Annotated in this window: 12 protein-coding genes; 1 reads left to right on the forward strand and 11 read right to left on the reverse strand. The window is 67.6% G+C overall.

All coding sequences use genetic code 11. The annotated features are described in order from the left end of the window. Window positions 1-149 precede the first annotated feature (149 nt). The 8 genes from nagE to imuA form a co-directional block, all read right to left on the reverse strand. Window positions 150-1,913, reverse strand: coding sequence for an N-acetylglucosamine-specific PTS transporter subunit IIBC (gene nagE, locus J8I35_RS19435; RefSeq protein WP_209926621.1), 1,764 nt, complete (start codon window positions 1,911-1,913; stop codon window positions 150-152). A gap of 87 nt (window positions 1,914-2,000) precedes the next feature. Next, complete coding sequence (gene ptsP, locus J8I35_RS19440) at window positions 2,001-4,598, reverse strand: phosphoenolpyruvate--protein phosphotransferase (RefSeq protein ID WP_209926622.1); 2,598 nt, start codon at window positions 4,596-4,598, stop codon at window positions 2,001-2,003. A gap of 15 nt (window positions 4,599-4,613) precedes the next feature. Next, window positions 4,614-5,639, reverse strand: a complete 1,026-nt coding sequence (locus tag J8I35_RS19445; protein WP_050014835.1) for an SIS domain-containing protein — start codon at window positions 5,637-5,639, stop codon at window positions 4,614-4,616. Further along, a complete protein-coding gene (gene nagA, locus J8I35_RS19450) occupies window positions 5,632-6,735 on the reverse strand; it encodes an N-acetylglucosamine-6-phosphate deacetylase (protein ID WP_050014925.1) in 1,104 nt (367 codons plus the stop codon). The genes J8I35_RS19445 and nagA overlap by 8 nt, the downstream gene beginning before the upstream one ends. A gap of 131 nt (window positions 6,736-6,866) precedes the next feature. After that, entirely contained in the window at window positions 6,867-7,601 is a 735-nt protein-coding gene (locus J8I35_RS19455) for a GntR family transcriptional regulator (protein WP_050014833.1), read from the reverse strand. Between the two features lie 311 nt (window positions 7,602-7,912). Further along, the gene (locus J8I35_RS19460) at window positions 7,913-11,131 is read right to left on the reverse strand and encodes an error-prone DNA polymerase (protein WP_050014831.1); all 3,219 of its coding nucleotides are present in this window, start codon (window positions 11,129-11,131) and stop codon (window positions 7,913-7,915) included. A gap of 6 nt (window positions 11,132-11,137) precedes the next feature. Further along, window positions 11,138-12,634: a DNA polymerase Y family protein gene (locus J8I35_RS19465; RefSeq protein WP_209926624.1), complete on the reverse strand. Its 1,497-nt coding sequence runs from the start codon at window positions 12,632-12,634 to the stop codon at window positions 11,138-11,140. Then, window positions 12,567-13,274: a translesion DNA synthesis-associated protein ImuA gene (gene imuA, locus J8I35_RS19470; protein WP_209926626.1), complete on the reverse strand. Its 708-nt coding sequence runs from the start codon at window positions 13,272-13,274 to the stop codon at window positions 12,567-12,569. The genes J8I35_RS19465 and imuA overlap by 68 nt, the downstream gene beginning before the upstream one ends. 208 nt (window positions 13,275-13,482) lie before the next feature. On the opposite strand from imuA, the gene J8I35_RS19475 reads away from it, so the two are divergent. Then, window positions 13,483-13,791 (forward strand): VF_A0006 family four-cysteine protein, encoded by a 309-nt coding sequence (locus J8I35_RS19475; RefSeq protein ID WP_050014825.1) that lies wholly within the window; start codon window positions 13,483-13,485, stop codon window positions 13,789-13,791. Window positions 13,792-13,918: 127 nt separating this feature from the next. On the opposite strand, the gene J8I35_RS19480 is transcribed toward J8I35_RS19475, so the two are convergent. From J8I35_RS19480 to J8I35_RS19490, 3 genes are all read right to left on the reverse strand, one after another. Then, complete coding sequence (locus tag J8I35_RS19480; RefSeq protein WP_063772900.1) at window positions 13,919-14,251, reverse strand: DUF1493 family protein; 333 nt, start codon at window positions 14,249-14,251, stop codon at window positions 13,919-13,921. 129 nt (window positions 14,252-14,380) lie between these two features. After that, entirely contained in the window at window positions 14,381-14,554 is a 174-nt protein-coding gene (locus J8I35_RS19485) for a hypothetical protein (RefSeq protein ID WP_209926628.1), read from the reverse strand. A 394-nt stretch (window positions 14,555-14,948) separates the two neighbouring features. After that, complete coding sequence (locus J8I35_RS19490) at window positions 14,949-15,764, reverse strand: MetQ/NlpA family ABC transporter substrate-binding protein (RefSeq protein ID WP_124593422.1); 816 nt, start codon at window positions 15,762-15,764, stop codon at window positions 14,949-14,951. Between the last annotated feature and the right edge of the window lie 173 nt (window positions 15,765-15,937).

Below are 15,937 nucleotides of genomic sequence, written 5' to 3' on the forward strand. Positions count from 1 at the left end.
GGCATCTGGCGATGCGCGAGGCGGGCAAACGCATCGCGCATCGCCCGCCCCAAAAGAAAACGGCTTGCGACGCGTACGTCGCAAGCCGTTGTTCTTTTGACCACCGGCCCGGATCCGCCGCGCGGATCGCTCACGCCGGCTTCACCGCATCACGCCGGTTGTGCAGCCGCCCCGCCGCCCGACGGCGGCAGGCGCGCGCCGAGCTGTTCGGCATAGCGCGCCGCCGCGTTGCCGCAGACGATGTGGAACGTGTCGAGCGACACCCATGCGACGTCGAGCGTGCCGAGACGCTCGCGATCGACCGCCGACGGATCGCGCACGACCACGCGCAGGCGCGTGGTGGCCACCGCATCGAGCGACACGACGTTGGTCGCGCCGCCGAACACCGCGAGCCAGCGGGTCGGCTCCGGATCGAGCGGGCCGGCGGCCGCGCCGGTGACGGGCTGCGCGGCGGCGGCCGGCGCCGTTGCTGCCGCGCCGGTCGCGCCGCTGCCGATCGCGGCACGCATTTCGTCGGCGATGATGTCGGCCTCGGGCCCGATGATCACCTGCACGCTGTTGCCGCCGCGCTTGAGCACGCCGCGTGCGCCGATCGACTTCAGTTCCGGCTCCGATACCTTCTCCGGATCGACGACGGTCAGGCGCAGGCGCGTCGTGCACGCGTCGACGACCGACAGATTGGCCGCCCCGCCGAGCGCGGCGATGTAGCGTTGCGCGCGCGGTACGGCAGCCGGTGCCGCCGCGCCCGGTGCGACGAAGCCGCCCGATGCGTACGATTCCGTGGCCGCATCGGTCGATGCCGGCTCACGGCCCGGCGTGGCCATGTTGAACTTGCGGATGAAGAAGCGGAACAGCCCGTAGTACGCGACGCCGTACGCGATACCGAGCGGAATCGCGATCCAGCCCTTCGTCGACAGCCCGTAGTTCAGCACGTAGTCGATCGCGCCGGCCGAGAACGTGAAGCCGAGCTTCACGCCGAGGATCTGGCAGATCGCGAGCGACAGCCCCGTCAGCAACGCATGGATCACGTACAGCACCGGCGCGAGGAACATGAAGCTGAATTCGATCGGCTCGGTCACGCCGGTCAGGAACGACGTCAGCGCCATCGAGAACAGCAGGCCGCCGACCATCGCGCGGCGCTCCTTCGGCGCTTCGTGCAGCATCGCGAGACACGCGGCCGGCAGGCCGAACATCATGATCGGGAAGAAGCCGGCCATGAAAGTGCCCGCGGTCGGGTCGCCCGCGAAGAAGCGGTGCAGGTCGCCGTGCACGATCTCGCCGCCGGCCGGCGGCGTGAAGTTGCCGAACACGAACCACGCGAGCGAGTTGATGATGTGGTGCAGGCCGGTGACGAGCAGCAGGCGGTTCAGGAAGCCGAACACGAACGCACCGATCGCGCCCGCCGTCGTCAGCCACTGGCCGGCCGCGTCGATCGCATGCTGGACCGGCTGCCACACGTACCCGAATACGATCCCGAGTACCACGCACACCAGCCCCGTGATGATCGGCACGAACCGCTTGCCGCCGAAGAACGCGAGGTAGTCCGGCAGCTTGATGTCTTTATAGCGGTTGTACAGCAGGCCCGCGACGACACCCGCGATGATCCCGGACAGCACGCCCATGTTCAGCTTGGGATCGATGTCCTTCATGATCGCGGTTTCGATCAGGTAACCGATCGCGCCCGCGAGCGCCGCCACGCCGTTGTTGTCCTTCGCGAAGCCGACCGCCACGCCGATCGCGAACAACAGCGGCAGGTTGTCGAAGATCGCGCCGCCGGCGTCGGCGATCATCTTGATGTTGAACACGTCCGGCTGGCCGAGTCGCAGCAGGATGCCGGCGACCGGCAATACCGCGATCGGCAGCATCAGCGCGCGGCCTAGACCCTGTATTTTCAGAAACGGATTCCCGTTCATTCAGTCCTCCAATCCTTGTCTCGTCATGAATCGTCGTTGAGGTGATTGCTTTGGTAGTGATACGGGTCGCGCGCCTGCCGCCGACGTTCAGTCGAGCGGCCAGACCTCGCGGCTTGCTGCCCTTACCGCCTGTGCCGAATCGAGCGCGAGCAGATCCTGCGCGCGCTGACGGCACAACTGGTAATCGAGACGGCGCACACGCGCCTTGATGCCCGGCACCGACACCGGATCGACCGACAGTTCGGTCACGCCGAGGCCCACCAGGACCGGCACCGCGAGCGGATCGCCGCCGAGCGCGCCGCATACGCCGACCCACTTGCCGTGCTTTTCCGCGCCGCGCACCGCGATGTCGATCAGGCGCAGCACGGCCGGATGCAGGCCGTCGGACTGCGCGGCGAGATCGGCCTGGCAGCGGTCCATCGCGAGCGTGTATTGCGTGAGGTCGTTGGTGCCGATCGACAGGAAATCCGCGTGCTGCGCGAGCTGGTCGGCCAGCAGCGCGGCCGACGGCACCTCGATCATCACGCCGACCTCGATCGGCTCGGTGCGGCCCTGCGCGCGCGCGAATTCGTCGATGCGCTTTTTCAGCCGCACGAGTTCGCCTGCGTCGGTCACCATCGGCAGCAGGATGCGCACCGCGCCGAACGGCTTCACCGCGAGCAGGCCCTGCAACTGATCGTCGAGCAGATCGGGGCGCACCTGCGCGAGACGGATGCCGCGCAGGCCGAGCGCCGGGTTCGGTTCGGGCGGCAGCGTCAGGTAGTCGACTTCCTTGTCGGCGCCGACGTCGAGCGTGCGGATGATCGCCGTGCGGCCCTGCAACGCGTCGACGATCGACTGGTAGCTCTGCTGGTGCTCGACCGCCGTCGGCGCGGCCAGACGATGGATGAACATCAGTTCGGTGCGCAGCAGGCCGACCGCGTCGGCGCCGTTGTCGACTGCGGTATTCGCGTCGTCGAGCGTCGCGATGTTCGCGGCGACCTCGATCGCGCGGCCGTCGACGGTCGCGGCCGCCACACCTGCCAGTTGCCGGTTCGCGTCGCGCACGCCGTCCAGGCGCTGGCGTTCGTGCCGCGCGCGCTCGACGTCGAGCGCGGTCGGCGCGTGTTCGAGCCGGCCCGAGCTCGCATCGACGACGACCTGCGTGCCGTCCGGAATCGCGTACAGCGCATCGCCGACCGCCACCAGCGCCGGGATGCCGAGCTGCCGCGCGATGATCGCCGCGTGCGACGTCGCGCCGCCGCGCGCCATCACGAGCGCGGTCACGCGTTCGCGATCGAGCGACGACAGGTCGGACGGCGTGAATTCGTCGGCCGCGAGCACGGCCTCGTCGGGCAGCGCGCGCGCGGCGCCGTTCGTGTGACCGAGCGCGCGCAGCACGCGCTTCTCGATGTCGCGCAGGTCGGCCGCGCGTTCGGCGAGCAGCGCATCGTCGAGCTTCGACAGCGTGTCGATCTGCGTGCGGATCGTCGCGCGCCACGCGAAGCCCGCGCCCTTGCCGAGGCTGATCAGGTCGCGCGCCGCATCGACGAGCGTCGGATCTTCCAGCAGCACGCGATGCACCGCGAAGATGCCCGCTTCGCCGACCGCGCCGCGCGCCGATGCGTTGCGCACCGTTTCGCCGAGTTCGGCGTCGACCGCCTTCAGTGCCTGGTCGAGGCGGCGGCTTTCCGCGGCCGGCGTGCCGGTCGCCTGCTCGGGCGGCACGATGTCCGCATCGTCGAGACGCACCAGCGTGCCGACCGCGATGCCGGGCGCGGCGCACACGCCGGCGAGCGTGTTCGGGTCAATGGGCGCGCCATCGCGCGGCGCGCCGGCGTGGCGTGCGACCGTCTGCGGCGCGGGCGACTTCAGCCGCGCCGGCTTTTCCTCCACTTCGCCGTGCGCTTCGCGCAGCAGCTCGCGCTCGACCGCATCGACGGCCTGCTGCGCGTGCGCGCCGCGGCCGACCAACTCGACCGTCGCGCCTTCGCCGGCGCCGAGACCGAGCAGGCCGACGACGCTCGCGATCGACGCCTTGCGGCCGTCGAACAGCACGTCGACGCTCGCGTCGAGCCCGCGCGCGGCTTCCCGCGCCCGTGCGGCCGGCCGCGCATGCAGGCCGCCCGGCTGCGCGAGCACGATTTCGCGGCGCACTTCGTTGTGCGCGGCCGCGCCGGCCTGCGCCGCCTGCGCGGCGGCTTCGCCCTTGCCGCGCAGCGCGAGCAACGGCGTCTCGCCGGCCGTCGCGAAACCGCTCGCGCGATCGACGACCTCGAACGCGTCGGAATTCGCGATCGCGATCACCGACACCAGCGAATGCGCGTTTCGCGCGACCGCGTCCTGGTCGAACTCGATCAACAACGCGCCCGCTTCGACGCGCGCGCCGGCTTCGACGTGCGCGACGAAGCCCTGCCCGTTCAGCTCGACGGTGTCGATGCCGATGTGCAGCAGCACTTCCGCGCCTTGCGGCGTCGTGATCGTCACCGCGTGGCCGGTGCGTGCGAGATGCGACACGACGCCCGCGCACGGCGCGACGAGCCGGCCTTCGAGCGGGTCGATGCCGATGCCGTCGCCGAACATCCCGCCGGAGAACACCGGATCGGGCACGTCGGCCAGCGGAACGATCGGCCCCGTCAACGGGCTAAGCAGGACGATCTGATCGGGGTTAGGGCTCTTCAACTGGGATTCCTCGGCGCGTCTCATCGGCTTTCTCGACTGTCAGTGCGTTTCGGTGACTTTATTCAGGTGGCGCGGCGTGTCGGGATTGCGGCCGCGCGCGACGGCGAGATCCGCCGCCATCACGTAGAACGAAAGAATGGCGGCGATCGGGTCGAGCGCCGAATGGGCCGACTGCGCGAGCGGCAGCACGGTGCCCTTTGCGTCGGATGTGCCGGGCGTGCCGGCTGGCGCCGCGAGCAGCACGGCGGCGCCGCGTGCGCGCATGTCCGCGGCAAGCTGCAGCAGGCCGGCCTGCTCGGGCCCCGGCGGCGCGAACACGAGCAGCGGATAGTCGCGGTCGATCAGCTCCATCGGGCCGTGGCGGACTTCGGCGCTCGAGAATGCCTCGGCCTGGATGCCGGAGGTTTCCTTCAGCTTCAGCGCGGCTTCCTGCGCGATCGCGAGGCCGAGGCCGCGACCGATCACGATCATCCGCTCGACCCCCGCGAGCGCGGCGACGGCCTGCGACCAGTCGAGCCGGCCGGCTTGCGCGAGCACATCGGGCAGGCCGCGCAATGCGGTGATCAGCGCGGCGTCGCGCTGCCAGTACGCGACGATCTGCGCGGACAGCGACAGCATCGCGATATAGCTCTTCGTCGCGGCGACCGACAGTTCGGGGCCGGCCAACAGCGGCAGCTGGTGCTCGCACGCGTCGGCGAGCGGCGACGGCAGCACGTTGACGGCGGCGACGGTGCGCGCGCCGGCTTCGCGCAGCGCGGCCATCGTGTTGACGAGATCGGGGCTCTTGCCCGACTGCGAGAACGCGAGCGCGAGCTGGTCCTGCACCTTCAGCGGCGCCTGCTGCAGCGTCGCGACCGACATCGGCAGCGACGCGACCGGCACGCCGAGGCGGCTCATCGTCAGGCTCGCGAAATAGCTGGCGGCGTGATCCGAGCTGCCGCGCGCGACCGTCAGCGCGACGGCCGGCGGGTGATCGAGCAATTGGCCGGCGAGCGCTTCGACGCGCGCGGTGTCGGCGAGTTGCGCGGCGACGACCTGGGCGGACTCGCGCGCTTCCTTAAGCATATTCGACAATCGATTCTCCTTCGACGTAGGTCGCGGTGAGGTTCAGGTCGCGATCGAACACCGCGAGGTCGGCCCATGCGCCGCGCTCGAGGCGGCCGCGATCGGCGATGCCGAGGTAGTCGGCCGCGTAGCGCGACATGCGGTTCGACACGTCGGCGATCGGCAGGCCGAGCGACACGAGGTTGCGCAGCGCCTGGTCCATCGTCAGCGTGCTGCCGGCGAGCGTGCCGTCGGCGAGCCGCACGCCGCCGAGGCACTTCGTCACGTGCTGGCTGCCGAGCCGGTATTCGCCGTCGGGCATGCCGGTCGCGGACGTGCTGTCGGTCACGACGTACAGGCGCGGGATCGCGCGCAGCGCCGCACGGATCGCACCGGGGTGGACGTGCAGCAGATCGGGGATGATTTCCGCGTACTCGGCGTGCGCGAGCGCCGCGCCGACGAGGCCCGGGTTGCGGTGATGCAGCGGCGACATCGCGTTGAACAGGTGCGTGAAACCGCACGCGCCGTGCTTGAGCGCGGCGACCGCGTCGTCGTAGGTCGCGAGCGAGTGGCCGAGCTGCACGCGTACGCCGCGCGCGGCCATCTCGCCGATGATCTCGATGTGGCCGGCGATTTCCGGCGCGAGCGTGACGACGCGGATCGGCGCGATCGACAGGTACTTCAGCACCTCGTCGAGCACGGCCGACACGGCCGCGTCCGGCTGCGCGCCGAGCTTGCCGGGGTTGATGTACGGGCCTTCGAGATGCACGCCGAGCACGCGCGCGCCGCCGGGCGTGCGGGTACGGGCGACGATGCCGAGGTTCGCGACGACCTCCATCAGTTCGTCGCGCGGCGCGGTCATCGTCGTCGCGAGCAGGCTCGTCGTGCCGAATTGCGCGTGCGTGCGAGCGATCGTTTCGATCGCATCGCCGCCTTCCATCACGTCGGCGCCGCCGCCGCCATGCACGTGCAGGTCGATGAAGCCGGGCAGGATGTAAGGCGCGTCGTTCGTCGCGGGATCGACGGGCGTGCCGTCGAGCGTGGTGATGCGGCCGTTCTCGCTATCGAGCGAACCGAGAATCCAGCCGTCGGAGGTGAGGATGTTGCCAGTCAGCATGACGTTCTCTTGATGATCGGGTGACGCGGGCATCCGCGTCGTGATTGGCCAATCCGTTGCGATTCATTACGCGCGATTGCGTTCCATCGCGATTGCGCGGAGGGTGCGAGGTGTGTGGGCAGTCTCGCGCGTCAGCGTTTCAGTTCGGCGACGAAGTCGTAGTAGTCGTCGCGGCAATACGTTTCGGTCACTTCGATCGCGCGCTGGTCGGCGCCGTAGCCGATCCGCGTGATCACCAGCAGCGCCGAGCCCGGCTTCACCGCCATCCATTTCGCGATCGCGTGCGTCGCGTTCGCGGCGCGAAAGTGCTGCAACGCGCGCACGACGGTCATGCCGCGCGCCTCGAGGTATTCGTACAGCGACGCGCCGAGCGCCTGCGGATCGGGCACCACCGCGGCCGGCAGCGTCGAATGCTCGACCGCCATCACGATGCCGTCCGCGCGGCGCAGCCGCTCCAGCCGCGCGACCGTCGCGCCGGGCGCGAGGCCGAGATGCGTGAGCTCGTCGCGGCTCGCGGTGCGCAGCGTGCGCGCCAGCCACACCGAATCGGGCACGAAGCCGCGCTGCTGCATCTTCGCGGTGAAGCCGACGAGACGCGACAGCGGATCGGCGACGCGCGGCGTGATGAAGCTGCCCGCGCCGCGCGCCCGCTTGATCAGGCCCTGCTCGACCAGCAGCGCGAGCGCACGTCGCGCGGTGATCCGCGACACGCCGACCGACACCGACAGCAGCCGTTCCGACGGCAGCGCCTCGCCGGCCCGCCACGCGCCGGCGTGAATCGCGCTCGCCAGGTTGCGGGCGAGCTGCAGATAGAGCGGCGTGTCGTCGAGGGGATCGGGCGCCAGTTCGGACCAGCCGGTTTCCATGTGCCTCCGGGTGTCGGACGACGATCTCGGACCGTCGAAAGTGAACGCATTATATAACCACCATAATACCAGTCAACGAACTGGTATTAGCGCTGCGGAAATCGCCGAAAGCCTTGCGCGGCAAGCGTTTTAGTGCCAGCAAAGCCTTTGTTTACAACGCAGTACGGCATAGGGATTTACCCGAAGTGGTATGCAAAGGGACGGCTCAGGCGCCCGGTTCGGCGGGATTTCGGGTGTGAATATGAGACCGGAATAGAACCAATTTGGCCAACTGGTATGCACCTGCCGAGCAGGCCGGCGCGATGCAGGCGTCAGTGGAATTCGCGGCTCGACGTGCGCAGGCCGCCGAGCAGCGGCGTCAGATCCTCGAAATGTTGCGCGACGAGGTGCCGCACGTCGCTGACGACCTGCCACACGCCGGACGCCGCGAGCAGCCGCGAATCGAGCGTTTCGCGACGCTGCCGCGCGAGCAGTTCGGGCCGGACGATCACGTTCACGCAACCCGTTTCGTCTTCGAGCGTCATGAACATCACGCCCTTCGCGGTGCCCGGCATCTGCCGCGCGATCACGAGACCGCATGCGCGTGCGAGCCGGCCGTCGAGGCGATCGCGCAGCTCGGCCGCGGACGACAGCCGCTGCGCGCGCAGCGCCGGCCGCAGCAGCGCGACCGGGTGGCGATTCAGCGTGAGGCCGGTGGTGTGATAGTCGGCGAGGATGTCGTCGGCTTCCGACGGTGCGCCGAGCGCGGGTTGCTCCACCTCGTCGATCGGCGCGGCGGCGAGCAGGTCGCGCTCAGGCGCCGCGGCGACGGCCTGCCACAGCGCATCGCGGCGATGGCCGGCGAGCGTCGCGAGCGCGTTCGCGGCGGCGAGCGCTTCGAGATCGCGCCGTTCGAGCTGCGCGCGCCGGGCGAGGCTGTCGACGTTGTCGAACGGGCCGGCGGCGCGGGCGGCTTCGATGCGGCGCGCAGCGGCTTCGCCAAGACCGCGCACGAGCGACAGGCCGAGCCGCACGGCCGGCTGGCCGTGTGGCGGCGGCTGATCGGGCAGCGCTTCGAGCGCGGCCTCCCAGTTGCTTTGCGTGACGTCGATCGGCAGCACCTTCACGCGATGACGCTTCGCGTCCTGCACGAGCTGCGACGGCGGGTAGAAGCCCATCGGCTGGCTGTTCAGCAGCGCGGCGAGGAAGATCGCCGGTTCGTGGCACTTGAGCCAGCTGCTCGCGTACGCGAGTTTCGCGAAACTGGCCGCATGGCTTTCGGGAAAACCGTATTCGCCGAAGCCCTTGATCTGCTCGAAGATCTGCTCGGCGAATTCGCGCGTGTAGTTGCGTTCGAGCATCCCGCTGATGATCTTGTCCTGATATTTCTCGAGATTGCCCTTGCGCTTCCATGCGGCCATCGCGCGACGCAAGTCGTCCGCTTCGCCAGGCGTAAAACCTGCGGCGACGATCGCGATCTGCATCACCTGTTCCTGGAAGATCGGCACACCCAGCGTGCGAATGAGCACTTCCTTGAGCGCGTCGCTCGGATACGTGACCTCACCCTCCTCTTCGCCGGCCACGATCCTGCGCCGCTGCAAATACGGATGCACCGCGCCGCCCTGAATCGGGCCGGGCCGCACGATCGACACCTGGACCACGAGATCGTAATAGTGGCGCGGCCGCAGCCGCGGCAGCATCGACATCTGCGCACGCGATTCGATCTGGAACACACCGACGGTATCGGCGCGGCAGATCATGTCGTAGGTTGCTTTGTCATCCTGCGGAATGTGTTTCAGCGTAAACGGTTCGCCGTCCGGCTCCGGCGGCCCGCGCCACGCGGTGCGCAGGTCGAACGCGCGATGCAGCGCCGACAGCATGCCGAGCGCGAGCACGTCGACCTTCATCAGCCCGAGCGCCTCGAGATCGTCCTTGTCCCACTGGATCACGCGCCGCCCGTCCATCGCCGCGTTCTCGACCGGCACGAGCCGCGTGAGCTTGCCGCGGCTGATCACGAAGCCGCCCGAATGCTGCGACAGGTGACGCGGGAAGTTGAGCAAGCGCCCCGCCAGTTCGGCCCATGTGCGAATCAGCGGCGTTTCGGGATCGAGCCCGGTCGACGCGAATTGCTGCAGCAGATCGCGGCTGCCGTCGAACCAGCGATGCCCCTTCGCGACCCGATCGACCAGCATCGGGTCGACGCCGAGCGCCTTGCCGGTTTCGCGCAGCACGCCGCGCGGACGATACGTCGAAACGGCGGCCGCGAGCGCGGCGCGGTCGTGCCCGTATTTTTTGTAGATGTGCTGGATCACTTCTTCCCGGCGCTGATGCTCGAAATCGACGTCGATGTCGGGCGGCTCGCCGCGTTCCGCGCTGATGAAGCGCTCGAACAGCATCGTGCTTTGCTCGGGATTCACTTCGGTGATGCCGAGGCAATAGCAGACCACCGAATTCGCGGCCGAGCCGCGGCCCTGGCACAGGATGTTCTGGCTGCGCGCGTATTTGACGATGTCGTAGACGGTCAGGAAGAACGGTTCGTATTTCAGCCGGGCGATCAGATCGAGTTCGTACCGGATCTGCTGCTCTACTTTTTCCGGGATGCCGTTCGGATAACGCCCGGCCGCTCCCGCAAAGGTTTCCTGTTCCAGATAGCGCGTCGGCGTGAGCCCCTTCGGCACGATCTCGTCGGGATACTCGTAGCGCAGCTTGCCGAGATCGACGTCGCATGCATCGAGAATCGCGCACGTCTCCGCCATCTCGTTCGGCGAAAACAGTTCTGCGATTCGCTTCCGCCAACGCAGATGCTGCTCCGCATTCGGCGCGAGCGCATAGCCGCATTCAGAAACCGGCATCCCGACGCGAATCGCCGTCATCACGTCCTGCAGCGGTTTGCAGGAGCGCTTATGCATCGTCACGTCGCCAAGCGCGACGATGCGCACGCCGCGCCGTTTGCCGGCCTCGCGAATCTCGTCGCGCTGCGCACCATCCAGCGCACGCTGCAACTGCACGAGCCCGAGCCGCGCACGCTCGCCGAAGGTCGCGCGGAACCATGCGACCTGCGCATCGAGCACGGCCGCCCGCACCGGATACGTCGGCACGAGAATCGCGAAGCAGTCGGGCATGCCGCGCAGATGGGCGAATTTCTCAGGCGGCCTCGACAACATTCGCGACGTCAGCCGGTAAGTTCCCTTCGGCGACTCCATCCGCCGCCACGAAATCAACTCGGACAGGTTGCCGTACCCTTCGCGGTTCTGCGCGAGCAACACGAGCCCGAACGCACCGGGGCCCGGATCCTGGCCGGGCGCGACTTCATCCGGCGTGACGTCGAAATACGAACCGATGACAAGCGGCAGCCCTTTCGCCTTCGCGGCGACATGCATGCGCGGCGCGCCGGCGAGCGAGCATTCGTCGGTGATCGCGATCCCGCGATAGCCGAGTTCCGCCGCACGCTCGACCAGTTCGTCCGCATGCGACGCGCCATGCAGGAACGAAAAGTTCGAGCGGCAGAACAACTCCGCGTAATCGGGCAGCAAACTGAATTCCGCAGCCATCTCCGCTCACCCGAACAAACCGTGCAGGAACCAGCGCGGGGCAGCCTGACTGCTCGTCCGCTCCATGAATACCCAGTAGCACGCGCCCTCTTCGTCCTGCGCGACGTGGTAATCGCGTGCGATCAACTGTCCGTCGAACCACCCGGCCTCGATCCGCTCGGCCGACGACATCATCCGGAGTGGCGTATGAAATACCGGCCGCTCGCCGCGCATCAGAAGCGGCAGCGGTTCGGCGAGCAGCCACGCGGGACGCGGCGGCGCGGCGGGCGAACCGGCAACAGGCTTGCCCGCTTGCGCATCGAGCGGCAACCAGCGGTTCGCGACCTCGGGACGATGATCGGCGACAGGCGCCGCGCGCAATACGTTGTCCGTGCCGAGCCGCGCGACCAGCAGCTCGAGCAACCGCTCGCGGGTTTCCCGCGTACCGCCCGGCTCGGGAAAAAGATCGTCGGCCGGCGGCGCGACCGGTTCGACGCGCGTGGCCTTCAGCCGCACCGCGATCACCGCGGCCGGCAGCTCGACGCGCGCGAGCCGCTCGCCGAGCAGCCGCATGAAATGCGCTTCGTCGCGCACGGGCGCCGCGAACGCGAGTTCGAGCGGGGTCGGCGGCACGGCCTGGCGGCCGCGCTCGTGCTCGAGCTCGAACGTCATCGCGGCCAGCGACAGTTGCCGCGCGGCCAGCCAGCCGCACAGCTGCACGACGAGCCGCCGTGCGGCGAACAGCACGGCTTCCGCGTAGTCGACGCGCTCCGGCAATTCGAGCCGCACGTCGAACACGGGCGGCACCGCCATCCACGCGAGCGGCTCGACCGCTTCGCCGTACGCCCGATCGAGCGCGGCCAGCAGCGCGGGACCGCAGCGCCGCTGCAGCCCCGCGCGCGGCAGGCGGCGCAGATCGGCAAGCGTGCGACAGCCGAGGCCGTCGAACCAGCCCGCATACGGACGCGCGTCGGGCAGCAGCACGCAGGGCAGCCGGTCGAGCGTGCGGACGAGCGACGCGTGACGCGCGACGCGGCGCCGCATGCGCGAGCGCGCCGACGTGCGCGCGAGCAGCCACGCGCCGCGCCCGGTCGGCGCGGCGGACAGGCGCGCCGCATAGCCGAGCGCCGCGAGCGTCGCGCGCACCTGGCGGCACAGCGACGGCAGCCCGCCGAACAGGCGCAGGCTCGGGCCGACGTCGACGATCAGCGTGGCTTCGTCGTCGAGCGCGACGCACGGCGAGAAGCGCAGCAGCGCGAGCGCGACCGCGCGCAGCGCATCGGCTTCGCGGGCGGGATCGCGTTCGACGAGCTGCGTCGCGGGCGCGAGCGTCAGCACGCCGCCGCGCTTCATGCCCGCGCGCACGCCCTGTCGGCGCGCGGCCGCATCGGCGATCAGCACGACGCCCTGCTCGAGCACCGCACAGCCGGCGTCGCTAGCCTCGCCGGCCGCTGCGTCAGACGGCGGCGGGGCGCACACGTCGAGCGGCAGGCGCGGCAGATGGATGCCGAGCAAGACGCGCATAGCGGCTCTCCACGATGGGCGACGGCAAATCGAGCACGAGCGGCTCGCTGCGCGCGGGCCCGCGACGCTTGACGATGTCGAGCGACACGCCGCCCGGCACCGGATGCAGCGCGACGCGCAGCACGGCCGGCGACGGCTGCCGCGCGGCCGACAGCGGGCGCAGCATCACGAACAGCGTGTCGCCGGTGCGCGCGGCCGCGAGATGCAGGCGGCGCAGCGCATCGGGCCGCGCGTCCTGCCAGAGCAGCAGCGCGCCGCAACAGCCGGTCTTGAGCGCCTGCTCGGCGGCCCACAATGCATCGGTGCGGCTACCGGCGCGCAACCACAGCAGCGCGTCGTCCGGCACGCCGAGGCTGGCGAGCGCGGTGGCATGCGGTGACTGCGGCGGCGCGACGAGCGCGAGCGGCCGCCGCGCGCTGACGGCGCGGGCGAGCGCGGGCGCGAGCAGCCGCATCTCGCCGCAGCCCGGCTGCGCGGCCAGCAGTTCGACGAGGCCGCCGACCGGCCAGCCGCCGCCCGGCAGCTCGGCCGACAGCGGCGCGAAGCCGGTCTCGATCGTGCGCGGACCGCCGCGCGCGAGCTGCGAGCCGCGCCACAGCGACGGATGAAGGGACTCGGGAGAAATGGAGGATGCGAGCATGATGCCACCCACAACTGTATGGATATACAGTATATGGCAATGCGTCCGCGCCGCACAGCAGCGGTGTAAAACCGGTTTTCGTCGGAAGAAATCGGGGAGAAGCCGGCGCGCCCGTCATGCCACGGCGCGCCGGCCCGCAACGCGTCAGCCGCGTCGACCACTTTACGTTATGCTGTCCGCCGACCCGACCCACACCATCGGAGGGGACTTGAAACGAACGATTCGTGCGATCGCATGGGTGGCCGTCGCGCTGGCGCTGCCGGGAGCAGCCTTCGCGCTGACCGACGGCAGCGCGCAATACGACGACTGCATGCTCAATGCGCTGCGCGAGAGCCGCAACGGCGCCGCCGCGCAGCTGATCCAGCGCTCATGCGATGCGCTGTACCGCAACAACGCGATGCTGCTGCCGCGCGAACGGCGCTTTCACGAGTGCGTGGTGCAGTCGCTGCCGGGCGTGCGCGACAACTATGCGATCCAGCAGATCATGTCGATCTGCTCGCGGCGTGGGGAGATGTGAGCGGGGGCTGAACGCCACGCTGTCGGCCCTCCTTTACGCGCACCGATATGAAAAAGGGGCTGCGCGATGTTTGCAGCAACGCCGGACAGCGCCCCCCCGTCAGGTCGTAGACAAACTCGGTGAGCGGTCAGTCGTAGAGCCAGCGCCCCGCTTTTGCCGATGCGATCAGCATTCGAACATTCAGATCCGGAACACGATGGATCACTTTTTTCTTAAACGGATTGATCAAGTCAAGAAACGAAGAATCGTCTTCTGGATAATATTTCTTAATATCGAACCCACTTATATCAACATTAAATTTCGCCGAATACTCCCGCATCAGATCCTCGACCTCACAATCATCAAAACGCAAGTCCAGATCCAAATCGGTACTTTCCGTTATCTCATCGGCCATGAATGATATAGAGAATCCGGATTTTTTCCTTACAAACTCAATCACCCTTTTTTCAAGATCCACCATAACCTACCCCCTTCCCTTGCAACTCTATTGTAGTGAGCCACCGTCTTGCCGGCAATAATAGAAATATCCCTTGCAAGAATCACCCAACCAAGCACGGGGATCGTTCTTCCTACGAAGGTTCCGATGTTTCTAACCAGCCTGATTTTCAAATTTCGCACCGGTCCGCCTACCAGTGTTGGCAATTTCCAACCAAACGGGAATTGAGCCTTTTGAAAAACTCTTCCAGAAGAACAATTCTCCCGCAGTCAGATTGACCATCCCATAGTAATGGTAAGCCGCACTCAATTTCTCGACAGCACTCATTCAGCGTCCTCGTTCGTAATTTTTAAAAATGTTTTTTAGTCTAACGAAGACGTACGGTTACCGTGCCGACAAACCCGGCCGATCTGTTGACCGATCGCACCGCAACGACGGTGGAATCTCACGCGGAATAAATCGTCATTCTGCTCGACGCGAGCAATGACGGGGCGCAACGGGACGCCGGAGAGAGAAAGTGCATAGCGATTCCGAATTCGAGCGGTCGCGCACACGTTCCATACCAACGTGTCGAACCGTTACCAAACGGCTTTATCCATGAACGTCAATGCAATTGCGGCGTGTAATCTTCACGCTACTCCCGCATCTCGAAAGCATTCCGCTCGCACACGAAAAAAAGGCCTGCACACGTGCAGGCCTTCGTTCGATCAACCGATCGCGTTCAGAACGACGCGACCATCGAGCCCTTGAACTGCTTCTTGATGAATTCCTTCACTTCCGTCGACTGGTACGCCTTCACCAGCTTCTTCACCCACGGCTGATCCTTGTCCTTCGCACGCACGGCGATCAGGTTCGCGTACGGGCTCGTCAGCGCTTCGAGCGCGATCGCGTCCTTGGTCGGCTGCAGGTTCGCGGCCAGCGCGTAGTTCGTGTTGATCACGGCCGCGTCGACGTCCGACAGCACGCGCGGCAGTTGCGCGGCGTCGAGTTCGGAGATCTTCAGCTTCTTCGGGTTCTCGGCGATGTCGAGCACCGTCGCGTTGTTGCCGCCCGTGCCGGCGCCCGACTTCAGCTTGATCACGCCTTGCGTCTGCAGCAGCAGCAGCGCGCGGTTCTCGTTCGACGGATCGTTCGGCACCGCGAGCTTCGCGCCCTGCGGCAGATCCTTCAGCGACTTGAACTTCTTCGAATACACGCCGATCGGCGAAATGTAGGTCAGACCCGCGCTGACGATCTTGTAGCCGCGCTGCTTCACCTGGCTGTCGAGGTAGGGCTGATGCTGGAAGCTGTTCGCGTCGAGGTCGCCCGAATCGAGAGCCGCGTTCGGCTGCACGTAGTCGTTGAACTCGATGACCTTCACGTTCAGGCCTTCCTTCTCCTTCGCGACCTTCTGCACGACTTGCCACACTTGCGCATCCGGGCCGGCGACCGTACCGACCTTGATCACCTTGTCTTCGGCATGCGCGCCTGCCGACAGCGTCAGCGCGGCGCCGGTGGCCAGCACGGAAAATACCTTCAGGAGACTGCGACGCTTCATCTGTTTCTCGCTTTCTTGCTTACTTGAAATGGGGCGCGATACGGGTATGCCCGGACTCGCAGGAAGGGGCAAATGGTGTCACAGGATCGGCGGGAAGTGAAATACATCCCGCTCATATGGGTATGCACCAGCGCAGTGCCGGCGGCCGATGCCCGATTCGGCCGTTAGTTGCA

Source organism: Burkholderia sp. CpTa8-5 (genome assembly GCF_017815045.1).
In the GTDB taxonomy this organism is placed as follows: Bacteria; Pseudomonadota; Gammaproteobacteria; order Burkholderiales; family Burkholderiaceae; genus Burkholderia; species Burkholderia sola.